This window comes from Amycolatopsis sp. 505 (assembly GCF_031625235.1).
Classification (GTDB): domain Bacteria; phylum Actinomycetota; class Actinomycetes; order Mycobacteriales; family Pseudonocardiaceae; genus Amycolatopsis.
In genome coordinates this window covers 323,565-340,370 of record NZ_JACKQP010000003.1, presented here as the reverse complement: position 1 = coordinate 340,370, position 16,806 = coordinate 323,565, and the positions used below count along the sequence as shown (strand labels likewise).

At 71.8% G+C, this 16,806-nt stretch carries 12 protein-coding genes; 8 read left to right on the top strand and 4 right to left on the bottom strand.

Going from position 1 to position 16,806, the window contains the following annotated elements; all coding sequences use genetic code 11:
• Window positions 1-10: 10 nt before the first annotated feature.
• Window positions 11-469 carry a dihydrofolate reductase gene (locus tag H5965_RS13115; protein ID WP_310969936.1) on the bottom strand — a complete coding sequence of 153 codons (459 nt, stop codon included), beginning with the start codon at window positions 467-469 and terminating at the stop codon, window positions 11-13.
• On the bottom strand, window positions 466-1,263 hold the full coding sequence (locus H5965_RS13110) for a thymidylate synthase (RefSeq protein WP_310969935.1): 798 nt from the start codon (window positions 1,261-1,263) through the stop codon (window positions 466-468). The genes H5965_RS13115 and H5965_RS13110 overlap by 4 nt, the downstream gene beginning before the upstream one ends.
• A 108-nt stretch (window positions 1,264-1,371) precedes the next feature.
• On the opposite strand from H5965_RS13110, the gene H5965_RS13105 reads away from it, so the two are divergent.
• From H5965_RS13105 to H5965_RS13095, 3 genes are all read left to right on the top strand, one after another.
• Window positions 1,372-1,824, top strand: a complete 453-nt coding sequence (locus H5965_RS13105) for a Fur family transcriptional regulator (protein ID WP_310969934.1) — start codon at window positions 1,372-1,374, stop codon at window positions 1,822-1,824.
• The gene (gene katG / locus H5965_RS13100) at window positions 1,821-4,094 is read left to right on the top strand and encodes a catalase/peroxidase HPI (RefSeq protein WP_310969933.1); all 2,274 of its coding nucleotides are present in this window, start codon (window positions 1,821-1,823) and stop codon (window positions 4,092-4,094) included. Before H5965_RS13105 ends, katG begins: the two co-directional genes overlap by 4 nt.
• Window positions 4,095-4,237: 143 nt before the next feature.
• Window positions 4,238-5,002 (top strand): polysaccharide lyase family 7 protein, encoded by a 765-nt coding sequence (locus H5965_RS13095; protein ID WP_310969932.1) that lies wholly within the window; start codon window positions 4,238-4,240, stop codon window positions 5,000-5,002.
• 36 nt (window positions 5,003-5,038) lie between these two features.
• Here H5965_RS13095 and H5965_RS13090 read toward each other — a convergent pair whose 3' ends face one another.
• Window positions 5,039-6,061 (bottom strand): LLM class flavin-dependent oxidoreductase, encoded by a 1,023-nt coding sequence (locus tag H5965_RS13090; RefSeq protein ID WP_310969931.1) that lies wholly within the window; start codon window positions 6,059-6,061, stop codon window positions 5,039-5,041.
• Window positions 6,062-6,186: 125 nt separating this feature from the next.
• On the opposite strand from H5965_RS13090, the gene H5965_RS13085 reads away from it, so the two are divergent.
• Window positions 6,187-6,696, top strand: coding sequence for a hypothetical protein (locus H5965_RS13085; protein WP_310969930.1), 510 nt, complete (start codon window positions 6,187-6,189; stop codon window positions 6,694-6,696).
• Between the two features lie 148 nt (window positions 6,697-6,844).
• Window positions 6,845-8,509, top strand: coding sequence for an alpha/beta fold hydrolase (locus H5965_RS13080; RefSeq protein ID WP_310970584.1), 1,665 nt, complete (start codon window positions 6,845-6,847; stop codon window positions 8,507-8,509).
• Here H5965_RS13080 and H5965_RS13075 read toward each other — a convergent pair.
• The gene (locus H5965_RS13075; RefSeq protein ID WP_310969929.1) at window positions 8,493-10,163 is read right to left on the bottom strand and encodes a DUF6461 domain-containing protein; all 1,671 of its coding nucleotides are present in this window, start codon (window positions 10,161-10,163) and stop codon (window positions 8,493-8,495) included. The genes H5965_RS13080 and H5965_RS13075 overlap by 17 nt on opposite strands.
• Window positions 10,164-10,269: 106 nt before the next feature.
• On the opposite strand from H5965_RS13075, the gene H5965_RS13070 reads away from it, so the two are divergent.
• The 3 genes from H5965_RS13070 (at window position 10,270) to H5965_RS13060 (ending at window position 16,733) form a co-directional block, all read left to right on the top strand.
• Window positions 10,270-13,557, top strand: a complete 3,288-nt coding sequence (locus tag H5965_RS13070; RefSeq protein WP_310969928.1) for a DUF4132 domain-containing protein — start codon at window positions 10,270-10,272, stop codon at window positions 13,555-13,557.
• Window positions 13,558-14,731: 1,174 nt separating this feature from the next.
• Window positions 14,732-15,052 carry a MerR family transcriptional regulator gene (locus tag H5965_RS13065; protein WP_310969927.1) on the top strand — a complete coding sequence of 107 codons (321 nt, stop codon included), beginning with the start codon at window positions 14,732-14,734 and terminating at the stop codon, window positions 15,050-15,052.
• Window positions 15,053-15,347: 295 nt separating this feature from the next.
• Window positions 15,348-16,733, top strand: a complete 1,386-nt coding sequence (locus tag H5965_RS13060; protein WP_310969926.1) for a cellulase family glycosylhydrolase — start codon at window positions 15,348-15,350, stop codon at window positions 16,731-16,733.
• Window positions 16,734-16,806: the final 73 nt, after the last annotated feature.

The window sequence follows — 16,806 nt, the reverse complement described above, 5'->3', positions numbered from 1 at the left end:
GGAGCGAGCCTCAGCCCCAGGTCAGGAAGCGGTAGTGCAGGCCGGTGGCGGACTCCAGCCACTCCCCCACCGAGTCCGCCGGACGCCCGACCTCCGGCGCGTGGGTGTCCCCCTCGAAGGACTTCCGCAGCTCGGTGACCACCACGCGATCCGCGAACGGCAGCGCCGCCCGATACACCGCCGCGCCGCCGATCACCCACAGGTCACCGGACACCGCGGCCAGCGCCGAGGGCAGGTCGGAGAACGTCTCGATGCCCTCCTGCGGCGAACCGGACAACACGAGGTTCCGCCGGCCCGGCAGCGGCCGGAACCGCGGGGGCAGCGACTCCCACGTCCGGCGCCCCATCAGCACCGTCGCGCCCGCGGTCACCTCGCGGAAGTGCTTGAGGTCCTCCGGCAGGTGCCACGGCAGCTCGCCGTCGCGCCCGATGACGCCGTTCGCGGACTGGGCCCAGATCAGCCCGATCACACCGCCACCGGCGCCTTGATGCCCGGGTGCGGGTCGTAGCCCTCGACCGAGAAGTGCTCGTACGTGTAGTCGAACAGGCTCTCCGCCGGCTTCAGGCTCAGCGTCGGGAACGGCCGCGCGTCCCGGGCGAGCTGCGTGCGGACCTGGTCGACGTGGTTGTCGTAGATGTGGCAGTCCCCGCCCGTCCAGATGAAGTCGCCGACGCCGAGGCCCACCTGCTCGGCGATCATGTGCGTCAGCAGCGCGTAGCTGGCGATGTTGAACGGCACGCCGAGGAACAGGTCCGCGCTGCGCTGGTACAGCTGGCAGGACAGCTTCCCGTCGGCGACGTGGAACTGGAAGAACGCGTGGCACGGCGGCAGCGCCATCCGCGGGATGTCGGCGACGTTCCACGCCGAGACGATGATCCGCCGCGAGTCCGGGTTCTCACGCAGCGTGCGCAGCACCTCGGCGATCTGGTCGACGTGTCCGCCGTCCGGGGTCGGCCACGAACGCCACTGGACGCCGTAGACCGGGCCCAGATCGCCGTCGGCCGCCGCCCATTCGTCCCAGATCGTCACGCCGTGCTCCTGCAGCCACGAGACGTTCGCGTCGCCGCGCAGGAACCAGAGCAGCTCGTAGGCGATCGAGCGGAAGTGGACTTTTTTCGTGGTGATCAGGGGAAAACCCTCGGACAGGCGGTAGCGCAGCTGGTGCCCGAAGATCGACCTCGTGCCCGTGCCGGTACGGTCGCCCTTGCGGGTGCCCGTGTCGAGGACGTGGCGGAGGAGGTCTTCGTACTGCGTGTCCGGCATGCCCGGGAGCCTAACTCGTCCCGCTGACTCAGCGTGAACCCCGGTTGAGCCACACGGATGGGGGCGCAAACTTGACCCATTCCAGAAAAGGCCCTAGGGTCGGCGGCGATGTCGGACTTCGAAGCACAGCTGCGGGCGGTCTCGCTGCGGGTCACGCGACCCCGGCTGGCCGTGCTGGCCGCACTGCGCGAGCATCCCCACGTCGACACCGAAACGGTGATCGAACTGGTGCGCGCCGAGCAACCGACGGTCTCGCACCAGACGATCTACGACGTGCTGCGGGCGCTCACCGACACCGGGCTGATCCGGCGCATCCAGCCGGCCGGCGCGAACGCCCGCTACGAGGCCCGGGTGGGTGACAACCACCACCACGTCGTGTGCCGTTCGTGCGGGGCGATAGCCGACGTCGACTGCGCCGTCGGCCACACCCCCTGTCTCACCGCCTCGGACGACCACGGTTTCGTGATCGACCAGGCGGAGGTCGTCTACTGGGGCACCTGCCCCGACTGCGCGGCCGAACGTCCCCGAAATGATTCGCCGCTCCCGGAAGGAAGTAAATGAGCTCCACCCAGGACAACCCGTCCTCCGCGCAGGGCGTGGACAAGAAGGCGGCGGCCGGTTGCCCGGTCGCGCACGACTCGGTGACTTCGCAGGGCAGCGAGAGCGAGAACCCGGCGATCGACTCGCCGACCCCCAAGACGGGCGGCCGGCCGCGCACCCTCCAGGACTGGTGGCCGAACCAGCTCGACCTCAGCCCGCTGCGGGCGCACTCGTCGAAGAGCAACCCGCTCGGCGAGAAGTTCGAGTACGCCAAGGAGTTCGCGAAGCTCGACGTCGAGGCCCTCAAGCGGGACATCACCGACGTCCTCACCACCTCGCAGGACTGGTGGCCGGCGGACTTCGGCCACTACGGCGGCCTGATGATCCGGATGAGCTGGCACGCGGCGGGCACGTACCGGATCCACGACGGCCGCGGCGGCGCCGGTGACGGCGCCCAGCGCTTCGCCCCGCTGAACAGCTGGCCGGACAACGCCAACCTGGACAAGGCCCGCCGCCTGCTGTGGCCGGTCAAGCAGAAGTATGGCCAGAAGATCTCCTGGGCCGACCTGCTCGTCCTGGCCGGCAACGTGGCCCTGGAGTCGATGGGCTTCAAGACCTTCGGCTTCGGCTTCGGCCGCGTCGACACCTGGGAGCCGGAAGAGATCTTCTGGGGCCCGGAGGACGACTGGCTGGGCGACGAGCGCTACGCCACCGACACCGAGATGGTGCCGGAGCTCGGCGCGACCGAGATGGGTCTCATCTACGTCAACCCCGAGGGTCCCCGCGGCAGCGCGGACTTCGAGGCCGCGGCGCACTTCATCCGCGAGACCTTCGCCCGGATGGCGATGAACGACGAGGAGACCGTCGCCCTCATCGCCGGTGGGCACACCTTCGGCAAGACCCACGGCGCCGGCGTGGCCGACGACCACGTGGGCCCGGAGCCGGAGGGCGCCCCGCTGGAGGCCCAGGGCCTCGGCTGGCTGAACACCCTCGGCAGCGGCAAGGGCCCGGACCAGATCACCAGTGGTCTCGAGGTGACCTGGACCGACAAGCCGACCGAGTGGAGCAACCGCTTCTTCGAGATCCTCTTCGGCTACGAGTGGGAGCTCACCACCAGCCCCGGTGGCGGCAAGCAGTACGTCGCCAAGGACGCGCCGGAAATCATCCCGGACCCGTTCGACCCGAACAAGAAGCACAAGCCGACCATGCTCACGACGGACCTGTCGCTGCGCTTCGACCCGGTCTACGGCCCGATCTCGCAGCGGTTCAAGGACAACCCGGACGAGTTCGCGCTGGCCTTCGCCAAGGCCTGGTACAAGCTGCTGCACCGCGACATGGGCCCGGTCAGCCGCTTCCTCGGCCCGTGGGTCGCCGAGCCGCAGCTGTGGCAGGACCCGGTGCCGGCCGTCGAGGGCGACCTCGTGGGCGACGCCGACATCACCGCCCTCAAGGCGAAGGTCCTCGACTCGGGGCTCTCCGTCTCGGAACTGGTTTCGACCGCGTGGGCGTCGGCCGCGAGCTTCCGCTCCACCGACAAGCGCGGTGGCGCGAACGGCGCCCGGATCCGCCTGGAGCCGCAGCGCAGCTGGGAGGTCAACCAGCCCGAGCAGCTCGGCAAGGTCCTGGAGGTCCTCGAGGGCGTCCAGCGCGAGTTCAACGAGGCCGGTGGCGCGCAGATCTCGCTGGCCGACCTCATCGTGCTGGCCGGCTCGGCGGCCGTCGAGAAGGCGGCGCGCGACGCCGGCGTCGAGACGACCGTGCCGTTCCACCCGGGCCGCACCGACGCCACGGCCGAGCAGACCGACGTCGACTCGTTCAAGGTCCTCGAGCCGCGCGCCGACGGCTTCCGCAACTACCTGCGGGCCGGCGAGAAGCGCCAGCCCGAGGTGCTGCTGGTCGACCGCGCGTACATGCTCGACCTGACCGCGCCGGAGATGACGGTCCTGGTCGGCGGCCTCCGCGCCCTCGGCACGAACCACGGCGGCGCCGCGCACGGTGTCCTCACCGACCAGCCGGGTGTGCTGACCAACGACTTCTTCGCCAACCTGCTCGCGCCGGGCACCAAGTGGAAGGCGTCGGAGTCGGCGGAGAACGTCTACGAGATCCGCGACGTGACGACCGACGAGGTCAAGTGGACCGCCACCGCGGTCGACCTGATCTTCGGGTCGAACTCGCAGCTTCGCGCGCTGGCCGAGGTCTACGCCGGCGACGACGCCCGCGAGAAGTTCGTGGCGGACTTCGTCGCCGCCTGGACGAAGGTCATGGAGCTGGACCGCTTCGACCTCGCCTGATCGTGGCACCGACGGGCCCGGCCGGTCTTCCGGCCGGGCCCGTTCGCGTGGGCGGCGATCTTGACATCGGGTGAACGCCGACCTACCGTGAGTCCCACGCCGCCGGGTTGTCCAGACCATTTACCGTGAAAGGACACCCAACGATGCGTGTGCGCGCCTTGCTCGCCCTCCTGGCGGTCCCGGCCCTGGCCGTGGCGACCGCCTCCCCCGCGCTGGCGGCGGACCCGTCCGTGGCCCCGGGCGGCAACTTCGACCTCTCGATCTGGCAGCTGCAGGAGCCGGTCGGCTCCCCCGGCAAGCCGACGACCATCTCGTCGTCCCGGCTCCAGGGGCCGAACGGCTTCCAGGACAGCTACTTCTACACCGACACCCGCGACGGCGCGATGACCTTCTGGGCGCCGGAAAAGGGCGTCACCACGCCGAATTCGAACTACGCGCGCTCGGAGCTGCGCGAGATGAACCGCGACGGCTCCGCGGCCAACTGGTCGCTGAGTGGCTCGCACAAGCTGAGCGCGACCCTGCGCGTGGTCTCGGTGACGTCGAACGTGTGCGTCGGCCAGGTGCACCTGGGCACCGGCGGCTCGTCGACGAAACCGCTGCTGGAGCTGTACTACCGGGCGAGCGGGGACATCGTGCTGGGCACGGAGAACTCCCCCGACGGCGGGCAGACACCGCACACCGTCGGCCACGTCTCGATCGGCAAGACGTGGACCTACACGATCGGCATTTCCGGTGGCAACACCATCGACCTGACGGTCAACGGGAGCACCACGCACTACAGCATCCCGTCGTCGTTCAAGGCCTACAAGCAGTACTTCAAGGCGGGTTCGTACAACCAGTCCTCTTCGGACAGCACGACGAAGGGGGCCCGGGTCGCGTTCTACGGCCTGAAGGTCACCCACGGCTGACGAAGAGCGGCCCGGCCGCCACCGGGCCGCCTGCGGTCAGCGCCAGCCCAGCTCCGGGGCCACGTGCTTCAGGATGTTCTCCAGCACGTGCGCGTTGTAGTCCACCCCGAGCTGGTTCGGGATGGTGAGCAGCAGGGTGTCCGCGGCCTGGACGGCCTCGTCCTCCTTCAGCTGCCGCACGAGCTCGTCGGGCTCGCCGGCGTAGGACCGGCCGAAGATCGCGCGGGTGTTCTCGTCGATCATCCCGACCTGGTCGCGCGAGTGGCGGTCGCGGCCGAAGTAGGCGCGGTCCTGGTCGTTCGTCAGCGCGAAGATGCTGCGGCTGACCGAAACCCGCGGCTCCCGCTCGTGGCCGGCTTCGGTCCACGCCTCACGGTAGGCCTCGATCTGCTTGCGCTGCTGGACGTGCAGCGGCTCGCCCGTCTCGTCGTCCTTGAGCGTCGAGCTCTGCAGGTTCATGCCCAGCTTCGCGGCCCACACGCTCGTCGCGTTCGAACCCGACCCCCACCAGATGCGCTCGCGCAACCCCTCGGAGTGCGGCTCGAGCCGCAACAGACCCGGCGGGTTGGCGAACATCGGCCGCGGGTTCGGCTGGGCGAAGCCTTCGCCCTCCAGGAGCTTCAGGAAGACCTCGGTGTGCTGGCGGGCCATGTCGGCGTCCGTCTCGCCCTCGCCGGGGGCGTACCCGAAGTACCGCCAGCCGTCGATCACCTGCTCGGGGGATCCCCGGCTGATGCCGAGCTGGAGCCGGCCGCCGGAGATGAGGTCGGCGGCGCCCGCGTCCTCGATCATGTAGAGCGGGTTCTCGTAGCGCATGTCGATCACGCCGGTGCCGATTTCGATCCTCGACGTCCGCGCGCCGATCGCCGCGAGCAGCGGGAACGGGCTGGCCGCCTGCCGCGCGAAGTGGTGCACGCGGAAGTAGGCGCCGTCGACGCCGAGCTCCTCGGCGGCCACCGCCAGGTCGATCGACTGGTGCAGGAAGTCGGCGGCCGACCGGGTCTCGGAGTGTGCGCTGTCCGACCAGTGGCCGAACGACAGGAAGCCAATTCTCTTCACGCCCCCTCAGACGTCCGGCGGCCGGAAATGATTCCCGGGTGTGATCGCCGTCGTTCGCTCGTTCCGGTGAACCGCCGTCCGGGCCCGGCCAGGCCGGGTACTCCGCCGGAAAGAGGAGGAGACGCATGCCCGACAACGACCTCACCGGATTCCTGATCATCGGCCTGGTGTTCGTGGTGGCCGACGGCCAGGTGCTCTACCGCGGCGGCCGGCGCTACCTCAGCGGGCCGGACGGCGGTGAGGGGTCGGGCTCGCTGGCGTGGATGGTGGTGACCGTCTTCCACCTGGTCTCCTTCGGCGTGCTCGCGCTGCTCTCGGTGGTCGGCCCGCAGTGGTCGGGGTCGACGGCCGCGCTGGTCGGGCGGCTCGGCGTCTTCCTGCTGCTGATGGCCGTGGCCCACGTGCTGACGCTGGCCGTGCTCGCCCGCCGCCGTCAGGACCGGATCGTCGAGGAGCACTTCCAGGAGCGGGAGGGCGGCACCGAGACCTACGTCCGGCCCGCCACCGAGGTGGTCGTCGAGCCGGCGGCGACGGACCCGGCGTGGCGCGCCACCACCACCCCGGTGCCCGGCCAGGACGGCCCTCGCCCGCAGGTGGCTCCCGATCTCGGCAACCACGGCCCGTACCGCACCTGACCTGCACCGCGACGTTCACCGGATCGATGGAATCCGCCCGGCGAGCCGCGGCTCTGCGCTGCCCGTCCTGCACCGGCCGTGCTTGGATCTTCACGGCCGGTGCGTGAGGAAGGAAACTGCGGTGCGAACGTCCCGAGCAGGACTGGTGGTGGCGGTCTCGGTCCTGGTGGCGGCCACGGCGCCCGCCGCGGCGACCCCGGCCGACCCGCTCGCGCCCTACCGCGGGCAGGAGGTCTCCTGGGGCGCCTGCCCGTTCAAGCAGCGCACCAAGCCACCCACGGCGGAGTGCGCGCGGATCACCGTCCCGCGGGACTGGGCGGCCCCCGCGGCCGGGATCGACCTGCAGGTGGCGATCAGCCGGGTGCCGGCCACCGGCAGCAGGCAGGGCGCGATCCTGGTGAACCCGGGCGGACCCGGCGGCCGGGGCACGTCGCTCGCGGGCGCGCTGGCCGGGCTGGAACCGTCGCTGAACGAGCACTACGACATCGTCGGGATGGACCCCCGCGGCACCGGTCAGGAAGGCGGCACGGACGACGGGTACGTCTGCCGGGTGCCGCTGGGACGGCTGCCGCAGGAGGACGACCTCGACGCCCGTGACCGCTCGGCGGCGAGCATCGCGCTGCACCAGCGGACGCCGCGCGTGCTGGCCGAGGCGTGCCAGAGCGACGCGCTCGCGCCGTTCATCACCACCTGGCAGACCGCGCACGACATGGACCTGATCCGCGCCCTGCTGGGCGACGAGAAGCTGAACTACCTCGGCTTCTCCTACGGCACCTGGCTCGGCGCGAAGTACGCGTCGCTGTTCCCGGAGCGGGCCGGGAAGCTGGTGCTCGACTCCAGCGTCAACTTCGAAGGCCGCCTCCAGGCCGCGTTCGAGGCGTTCCCGAAGATCGACCAGCGCCAGTTCGACCGGGTCTACGCGCCGTGGCTGGCCCGCCGGTTCCCGGAGCAGCTCGGCAAGACCGCCGGCGAGGTCCGGGCCACGTGGGAGAAGCTGCGGGCCTACTTCAAGACCCAGGGCGTGCCGCCCGACGTCTTCGACTCGGTCTTCGTCGGCAACGGCAGCAGCCGGCAGTGGATGACGGGTGCCCTGGTCCTCACGAAGGGCGCGGCCGCGCTCGACGGCAAGACCACCCCGCCGCCGGCGGCGTTGCGCAGCGACCTCGACCGGGCGTCACGGGCGGTCTTCGGCCGTCCGGCGGACCGGCTGACCGCGGCCGACGTGGCGGCCGACCCGCCGGAGCCCGACTACGCCGACGTCCCCGGGACACGGCTGGCCGTGGCGTGCGGCGACCAGCCGACGCGGACGGCGAGCTGGTACAAGCTGCTCAGCGACCTGCAGGGGCCGGCGTACCCGCTGTTCGGCTGGGCGTACGGCCTCAGCGAGGCGTGCGGCTTCTGGTCCGACCCGCCCCGGCAGTCGCTGCCGAAGCTCTCGGCGGCCGCCGCGAAGAACATCCTCGTCGTCCAGGGCGAGTTCGACCCGCAGACCGGCTACGAGCAGGCGGAGGCGGCGGCGCGGGCGGCCGGGATCCCGATGGTCTCGGTGGCGGATTCGCCGTTCCACGGCCAGTACGCGGTCAGCGGCAACTCCTGTGTGGACGATCTGGTGAACGGCTTCTACCTCGGCGGCGCGCGGCCGGCGGCCACCATCTGCCCGGGCGTCCCGCTGCCCGGGGAGAACAAGGTGTACCCGGTGCCGGGCCCGGCGGGCGAGCCGTCCCAGGCGTCGGCGCCGGTGCCCCGGGATGCCCGCTCGGACGTCCGGGACCGGCTTCAGGACGACATCAGCGCGGTCAACCGGGGTCGCTGATCCGGTACGCCACGCCGATCCGCTCGATGTCCTCCAGGTCTTCGGGGTACAGGCCCCGGCCGGTGAACCGCTCGACCGCGACCAGGCCCTTTTCGTTGCCGTCGCGGTAGTTCTCCAGGTCGAGACCGGCCAGCGCCGCGGTGACCTCCTCATCCGCGGACGGCTCCTGCAAGCCGGGTTCGAAGGACGAGAGGAGAGTGCCGGCCTTGGCGAAGGACAGGCGCGTCACCGCGTTGACGTTCCAGAACATGCTCGCCGCCCGGCCGGCGCGGGAGGCCGCGGTGAGCACGTCGGCGTGGGAGCCGTAGTAGCCGTTCTCCTCGATCGCCACGACGACGCCGTCGAGGTCCAGGACGGCCAGCCACGGGTCCGCGTACGCCTCGCGCAGCTCGGGCAGGGGTTCGGGCCGGGCGGGGTCGGCGCCGAACGCGCGGATGACCTCCTCCGCCGGGAGGCCGGTGACCACGGTGACCGTCGCCGCGACGGTCAGCCGGGACCGCCCGATCCAGCGGTAGCGCACCTCGGGCCGGTCCGGTACCGGCGGCTCCGGCTCGCCGCGCAGGCGGTGGCCGAGCCGGTCGGCCCGGGCGTGCACGACCGGGGGCTCGGGCGGCGCCGCCCAGATCCAGAGGTCGTAGCTCTCGGTCTCGGGGTCGTCGCGGCCGTAGGCGTGCACGCGGACGCGGTAGTCACCGGGCCACGGCGGGGTCGTGACGGTCTTGACGTGGGGCCAGTGCGGCGTCGTCACGCCCCGGCCCACGCCGGCCGAGCCGTGCTCCGCGTGCCAGCTGAGGTCGACGACTTCGTCCCAGCCCAGGGTTTCCGCCGTGGCGGGCGGCTCGGCCAGCACCCGGATGCCGACCTGGACCGGGCCGTTCTCCGTGCCGGTGCGGACGGCCACGCCACCGTCGACGACCTCGGCCAGGCCGTTGCCGGCGAAGTCGGGCGGCACGGCCGGGGTTTCGCTTTCGGCCAGGGCGAAGACGTGGTCGCGGACGGCCACGGACGTGCTGCCGGACTGCGGCAGCCGGTATTCGGCTCGTTCCTTGTCCCGCAACGCTTCCGCGTAGCCGTCGGGCATCGGCGTCTCGCGCAGCAGGCTCGCGGCCACTCCCAGCGCCGTCCCGACGATGGCGGCGATCTCCGGGCTGTCTGCTTCGCGGGCGACGATCGTCGCGGTCACCAGGGCGATCGCGAGGTGGTGGGCGCCGTGCGCGGCCGCGATGGCGGCTTCGTCGCCTTCGACCGGGTGCGGGATTCGTGCGGCCAAGCCGGTGGTCAACTCCGCGACCAGGTCCAGGAAGCCGGGCCGGAGCAGGTGCAGTGACCGCGTCTCCCGCAGGGCGTCGGCTTCGCTGTCCGAGGTGAGGAAGCCGTACGCGCCGTCCGGCGGCGGCTTCAGCCCGGCGGCGACCGGGGGCGCCGGGATGGCCAAGCTCGTCAGAGGCAGCTCCACAGCGCCGTGGACGCGTTCGACGAGCCACGACGGCAGGGTTCTGAGCGACTTCAGCACCTCGGGCTCGGGGAGGTCCGGGAACCGGCGGCGTTCCGGTTCCAGCCGCAGCCGGCCCAGCGCCGCGGCGGGCGCGGGCGGGATCGCGGCGCGGACGGCCGGCACGACGGCGGCCACGGCGGTGGCAAGGTCCTCCCCCATGCGACCCACTGTGCCAGAAACCGGGGCCGGAGCTGCGGATCGCCGGAAATTGTCGGACCCCTCCCGTAGCCTTCGGCCCAGCATCGACCGACTTTGGGGGGCAGCAATGACCGAGACGTTCGTCCCGGACCCGGCGTGGAGAACGCACGTCCACGTCCGGCGCGGCGGCTGGTTCCCGCCGGACACCGAGCCGGCGGCGGACGCGGCCGGGTGGTGGCGGGCCGCGGTGGCCGGCGAAGACGTGGCGAGGGCGGCGCTGCGGAATCCGGCGAGCGATCCGGACCTCGTCGGCGCCGCCCGCGCGGGCGGCGAGGACGTGCTGAGTGCGGCCGTGCTGGCCACGCTGCTGCACAGCGGCCTGCGCCGGAAGTCCGGCGGGCAGGAGGAGGCGTGGCGGATCGCCGACGCGTGGTGGGCGCGGGGGCCCGGGTTCGCGGTCCGGGCGGCGGCCACCATGACCCAGGTCGTCCACTCCGACCACTACCCCGACGGCACCGCACTGCTGGAACGGCGGACGGAGCGGTGCCGGGGCCTCTTTCCCGGGGAATATCCGCTGTTCCGCCGGCTGCGCGCACTCCTCGCCGCCGCCGGCGATGCCGAGTACGAGGCGGCGACGGCGGCGCTGGCCGCGTTCCGGACCGAACCGGCCGGTCAGGTGGTGGCCTCCTACCTGGTGCCCACGCGCGAAGACTGGGCCCGCGAGATGCTGGCGGCCGTCCGGCCGCTCGGGGAGTTCGGCGTCGACTGGACGTCGGTCCTGCAGGCACTGTCCACTCGGGACCAGCTGGAAGCGGTGCCGGCCGTGGTGCTCCGCTGGCGCCTCCAGGCCGAGGAGGTCCGCTACACCCTGTTCGACGCGATGGGGGCCGCGTCGGCTCCCCTGTTCGCCCGCGCCCTCGACGCTGATCCGAGCGGAGGCGACTCCCGCAGGTTCTTGCTGTCCGTGCTGGCCGGCCTGCCCGGCGACGAAGCGTTCGAGCTGCTGGTGACGCGGCTGGGGCAGAAACACGTGCAGCCGGTCGTCGCCGCCGGGATGGCCGGCACGCCGGAGCGCGCGGTCCGGCTGCTGGCGCGGGCCGCCACCACGCAAGCAGCGTACGCCGAAGAGGCGAACTTCCTGCTGCGCAGCCACGTCGCGGCCCATCCGGACGTCGCGACCGGCGTCCTGCCCGATCTTGACGCTGCAGAGCGGGCACTGGTCGAACGCGCGCTGGCGGCCGAAGAGCGGCTGCCGTCCGTGGCCGACGAGGCGCTGCCGCGGGTGCTCGTGGACCCGCCGTGGGCCGCGAGCCACGCCCGGCGCACACCCACCGTCCTCAGTGGACTTTCGGTCCCGGCCGAGCCGAAACTGGTGTGGGCCCCCGGGGAACAGGCCGAGTGGGCGGAGTGGCACACGCGGCTGCACCGCGGCCTGTACGGCGGCTGGCAGCGCGCGGCCGAGGAGTACGACGCCGGGAAGCTGTACGCGCCGGACGGGCCCACCTTGTTCGTCAAAGCCCCGGACGACTGGGTGCGCGAGCGGCTGGCCGGGTGGCGCCCGGCCGAGGCGTGGGACGGGGAGATCTGGGGCCGCGTCCTGGCGAGCCGCCACGGGCTGCTCGCCTACCGGCCGCTGCTGGCGATGGCGGCGGCGCACCCGGGCCACCGCGGCGAAGTGCTGCTCCCGTTCGTGAGCCCGGAGATCGCGCTGCTGATGGCGGACTGGCTGGTCCGGCTGAAGAAGGCCCGGGAGGTCGCGCTGGCGTGGCTCGGCCGGCACCTCACCGACGCCACGAGGTTCCTGGTCCCGGTGGCGCTCGGCCCGGCCGGAACGAACCGCCGCACCGCCGAGGCCGCACTGCGCGTCCTGGCGAAGAGCGGGCACGAAGAGGCGGTGTCCGCGGCGGCCGCTCACCACGGCGCGGAGGCGGCCGAGGCCGTCGCCGAACTGCTCGTCACCGACCCCTTGGAGGTCCTGCCGGTGCGCCTGCCGGTCCCCGGCGCGTGGGCGGATCCGGCGGTGCTGCCCCAGATCCGCGTCCGCGGCGGCGAGCAGGCCCTGCCCGACCGGGTGATCCCGCACGTGCTCATGTTGTTCGCGCTGTCGACGCCTGACGAGGTCTACCCGGGGGTGGCGCACCTGCGCGACTTCGCGGACACGGCTTCGCTGGCGGAGTTCGCGTGGGCGCTGTTCGGTCGCTGGCGGGCCGCGGACTACCCGGCCAAGGACAGCTGGGTGCTCACCGCACTGGGTCTGTTCGGCGACGACGACGTGGTGCGCAAGCTGAGCCCGCAGATCCGGGCCTGGCCGGGCGAAGGCGGCCACGCCCGCGCGGCCGCGGCCCTCGACGTCCTGGCCGGCATCGGTACGGACTTTGCGCTGCTGCATCTGAATTCCATCGCGCAGAAGGTGAAGTTCAAGGCACTGAAGCTCCGGGCCCAGGAGAAGATCGCCGCCGTCGCCGAGGGGCTCGGCTTGTCGGCCGAGCAGCTGGCCGACCGCCTGGTCCCGACACTCGGCCTCGACGAGGCAGCCACGGCAGTGATCGACTACGGCCCCCGCAAGTTCGTCGTCGGCTTCGACGAACAGCTCAAACCGTACGTCACGGACCCGGACGGCAAGCCCCGCAAGGCCTTGCCGAAGCCGGGCGCGAAGGACGACGCCGAGCTCGCGGCGGTGGAATACAAGCGGTTCACGGCGTTGAAGAAGGACGTCCGCACGGTGGCGGCGGAGCAGATCCCCCGTCTGGAGTCGGCCATGGTCCAGGGCCGCCACTGGCCGGCGGCGGAGTTCACCGACCTCCTGGCCGGCCACCCGTTGCTGGTCCACCTGGTCCGCCGCTTGGTCTGGCGCACCACGGCGGGCCAGACGTTCCGCTGCGCAGAGGACGGAACGTACGCCGACATCCACGACGAGGAGTACGCCCTCCCCGAGACGGCCGAGGTGGGCGTGGCCCACCCCCTGCAGTTCGCCGACGAGCTGGCGGCCTGGTCGGCGTTGTTCGCGGACTACGAGATCCTCCAGCCGTTCCCCCAGCTCGGCCGCCCGGCGGCGCGCCTGGAGGAAGCGGAGAGGTCGGCCACCACCTTGAAGAGGTTCGAGAACCACACGGTCCCGACGGGCAAGCTCCTGGGCCTGACGAAGAAGGGCTGGCACCGAGGCCCAGCCTTGGACAACGGCCTGGAGGGCTGGCTCCTCCGCCCCACCCCCGACGGAGGAGCAGTGGTCCTGAACCTCGACCCGGGCATTTTGGTCGGCCTGCCGGCGGAGGAACCCGAGCAGAAGCTCACGGACATCTGGCTGGACGAGAAGGGAGAGGGAGCCTGGAGCCCCCAGGGAACCCGAGTATTCGGCGAACTCGACCCGGTGACGGCCTCGGAAGTCCTCGCCGAACTGACCGACCTGACCCGCTGACCGCCCTCAAGCCCCTCAACCCGACCGACGCCTGAAAGGAGTTGCGGTGTAACGCATCCGCCCACGCCCGGCCACCCAGGCCTGATCCGGGCAGGCCACCCGGTCCGGTCCAGGGGCCGAGCAAGGCGGTCCGGGCTGTCCACGCCGCCGGGCCCATCCTGTCCGGTCCGGGCAGGCCGGTCCGAGAGCCGAGCGAGGCGGGCCTGTCCAGCCGGGCCGGGCTGTCCACGCCGCCGGGCCCATCCTGTCCGGTCCGGGCAGGCCGGTCCCAGAGCCGAGCGAGGCGGGCCTGTCCAGCCGGGCCAGGCAGTCCAGGCCGCCGGGCCCGTTTGGGCCGGTCCGGCAGGCCGCCGGGCCGGGCCGGGCGGCCAGGCCGAGCCCCGCGGGCGGGCCCAGGCGGGTCGGCCGGTCCCGGCAGCTGGATCCGACCGAGTCCCGGCCGTTCGTGGTCGGCTGGTTCAGGTGGGCCGATCAGGCGAACCGTGCCGCGGTGGTCGGGCCGACCTCGCCCGACGGGCCGTTCAATCCGGACCGACCCCATCAGCCGGGCACCTCCGTCCGGGCGGCTCCCGGCCGCTCGTGGCGGGCCGGTCCTGTCGGGCCGAGCAGGCCCAAAGGGCCGGGCAAGCCAGCCGGACCGACTTGGCCGGGGCAGGCGGCGAGCCAGCCGGCCGAGAAACAGACGACAGCCGACCCGCACCTGCCCCACGCCAGCCAGGGCCCACACACCGCGAGCCGGTCCCGCAGGTGAAAGGCGCCGCCAGCATCGGCCCGAGCCGCACTCTCACCGAGCCCCGACAAAGCATCAGCCCGGCGCGCACCACCCGGAACCCCGCGTCCGAGACACAATCCCCACCACCCGCCACCGAAAATCTACCTCCATGACAGTAGACATTCACCGTCACCCACCGGTAAAGTTCTCCACGTACCGGAAGAGACAACGAAAGGAAGGGAACGGGACCATCATGGGATCGCCCGCAGCGGCCCGGTAACGCCGCGCGGGTTCCGCAAGCCCATCGAGTTCGGAGGTGGTGCTCGGTCACGGATGAGCGATCCCCGCGCCCCGCGCGGGAAGCCGGCGGTCACGCCGTCGGCCGGTAATGGTGAAACCCAACCTTTCGAGGACCCCGGACGCCCACGATGGCGTCCGGGGTCCTTCTGATGCGGAGGTGACATGGTCCCCGACGGGGAAAGACCCGGAAATCTCGACGACGAGCACTACCCCGGCTATACCATGGGCCGAGCCGCCGACATGCTCGGCACCACCCAGAACTTCCTGCGCAGCCTCGGCGACGCCGGCTTGATCACGCCGCAGCGATCCGCCGGCGGGCACCGGCGCTACTCCCGGCACCAGCTCCGGCTCGCCGCGCGGGCCCGCGAGCTCGTCGACCAGGGCACCGCCGTCGACGCCGCCTGCCGGATCGTCATCCTGGAAGACGAACTGCACGAAGCCCGCCGGCTCAACCGGGCCCTTCAAGGGGAAACCGAGGGCTGAGCGAACGCGTCCGCGATCGCCCCCATCGACGCCCGCGTCCGGTGCAGATCCGGCCAGATGGATCACGGCCGACACCCTTCCCGGCGACGCCGAGGCCACCACGAACGGCCGCCGCGACGGCCGGCCGCTTCGGATGAGCGCCTCGACTCAGCCGCACCAGCGCCGCGATCGTGATCCGCCGCCGGGAACCCCCGCAAGAGCCGAAACCCTTGACGCCGCCCCTCGCCGGATGTTCTCATCTCTGGGAGCGCTCCCAGCCTGTCGAAACACTCGAACACGGACCAAAGGGAGTTCAATGAAGCGCTCCATCGCTGCGCTGGCGGCCGCCGGCGCGACGGTTCTCGGCTGCACCGCCGTGCTGGCCATCCCGCAGGCCTCGGCCGCCGCTCAAGGGTGCCGGGTCGACTACACCGTCACCAACCAGTGGCAGGGCGGGTTCCAGGCCGGCGTCAAGGTCACCAACCTGGGTGACACGCTCACCGGCTGGTCGCTCAGCTTCACCTTCCCCGACGCCGGCCAGAAGGTCGCCCAGGGGTGGAACGCCACCTGGTCGCAGTCCGGCTCGATCGCGACCGCCGCCGGCCCCGACTGGAACCGGACCCTCGCGACGGGCGCCGTCGCCGACCTCGGCTTCACCGGCACCACGACCGGGGCCAACCCGATTCCGGCGTCCTTCACCCTCAACGGCGTCACCTGCACCGGATCGACCACGACCACCACGACACCGACGACCACCACCACCCCCTCCCCCGGCGGCACGCCGCTCGCCGCGAACGGGCAGCTGCACGTCTGCGGCGTCCACCTGTGCAACGAAGCGAACCGGGCGATCCAGCTGCGCGGCATGAGCACGCACGGCCTCCAGTGGTTCGACTCCTGCTACAACGACGCGTCCCTGAACGCCCTCGCGAACGACTGGCACGCCGACCTGCTCCGCATCGCCATGTACGTGCAGGAAAAGGGGTACGAGACCAACCCGGCCTGGTTCACCGACCGGGTCAACAGCCTCGTCGGCGAGGCCGAAGAACGCGGCATGTACGCGATCGTCGACTTCCACACCCTCACCCCGGGTGACCCGAACTACAACCTCGACCGCGCCAAGACCTTCTTCGCCGCGGTCGCCGCCCGGAACGCGAGCCGGAAGAACGTGATCTACGAGATCGCCAACGAACCCAACGGCGTGAGCTGGGCCGGCATCAAGAACTACGCCGAGCAGGTCATCCCGGTGATCCGCGCCGCCGACCCGGACGCCGTCGTGATCGTCGGGACCCGCGGGTGGTCGTCCCTCGGCGTCTCCGACGGCTCCAGCGAATCCGAGATCATCAACAACCCCGTCAACGCCACGAACATCATGTACACGTTCCACTTCTACGCCGCCAGCCACAAGGACAACTACCGCTCCACGGTGAGCCGGGCCGCCTCGAGGCTGCCGCTGTTCGTCACGGAGTTCGGCACGGTGACCGCCACCGGCGGTGGCACGCTCGACCAGGCCAGCACCACCGCCTGGCTGGACCTGCTCGACCAGCTGCAGATCAGCTACGCGAACTGGACGTACTCCGACGCGAACGAAAGCAGCGCCGCGCTGAGCCCGGGCACCTGCGCCGGCAGCGACTACGGCAGCGGCCGGTTGACCGCGTCCGGCGCCCTGGTGCGGAGCCGGATCGACACACCCGACCACTTCTGATCACCCGGGCGGGGTCCCGAAGCCGGGACCCCGCCCCTTCTCAACCTCCAGGTTGACAACACCCCCAGCCGCG

Bases quoted from the DNA above. Each gene is read 5' to 3' on its own strand.
- H5965_RS13110 (WP_310969935.1), bottom strand. From the start codon at position 1,263: ATGCCGGACACGCAGTACGAAGACCTCCTCCGCCACGTCCTCGACACG.
- H5965_RS13105 (WP_310969934.1), top strand. From the start codon at position 1,372: ATGTCGGACTTCGAAGCACAGCTGCGGGCGGTCTCGCTGCGGGTCACG.
- katG (WP_310969933.1), top strand. From the start codon at position 1,821: ATGAGCTCCACCCAGGACAACCCGTCCTCCGCGCAGGGCGTGGACAAG.
- H5965_RS13095 (WP_310969932.1), top strand. From the start codon at position 4,238: ATGCGTGTGCGCGCCTTGCTCGCCCTCCTGGCGGTCCCGGCCCTGGCC.
- H5965_RS13085 (WP_310969930.1), top strand. From the start codon at position 6,187: ATGCCCGACAACGACCTCACCGGATTCCTGATCATCGGCCTGGTGTTC.
- H5965_RS13075 (WP_310969929.1), bottom strand. From the start codon at position 10,163: ATGGGGGAGGACCTTGCCACCGCCGTGGCCGCCGTCGTGCCGGCCGTC.
- H5965_RS13070 (WP_310969928.1), top strand. From the start codon at position 10,270: ATGACCGAGACGTTCGTCCCGGACCCGGCGTGGAGAACGCACGTCCAC.
- H5965_RS13065 (WP_310969927.1), top strand. From the start codon at position 14,732: ATGGTCCCCGACGGGGAAAGACCCGGAAATCTCGACGACGAGCACTAC.
- H5965_RS13060 (WP_310969926.1), top strand. From the start codon at position 15,348: ATGAAGCGCTCCATCGCTGCGCTGGCGGCCGCCGGCGCGACGGTTCTC.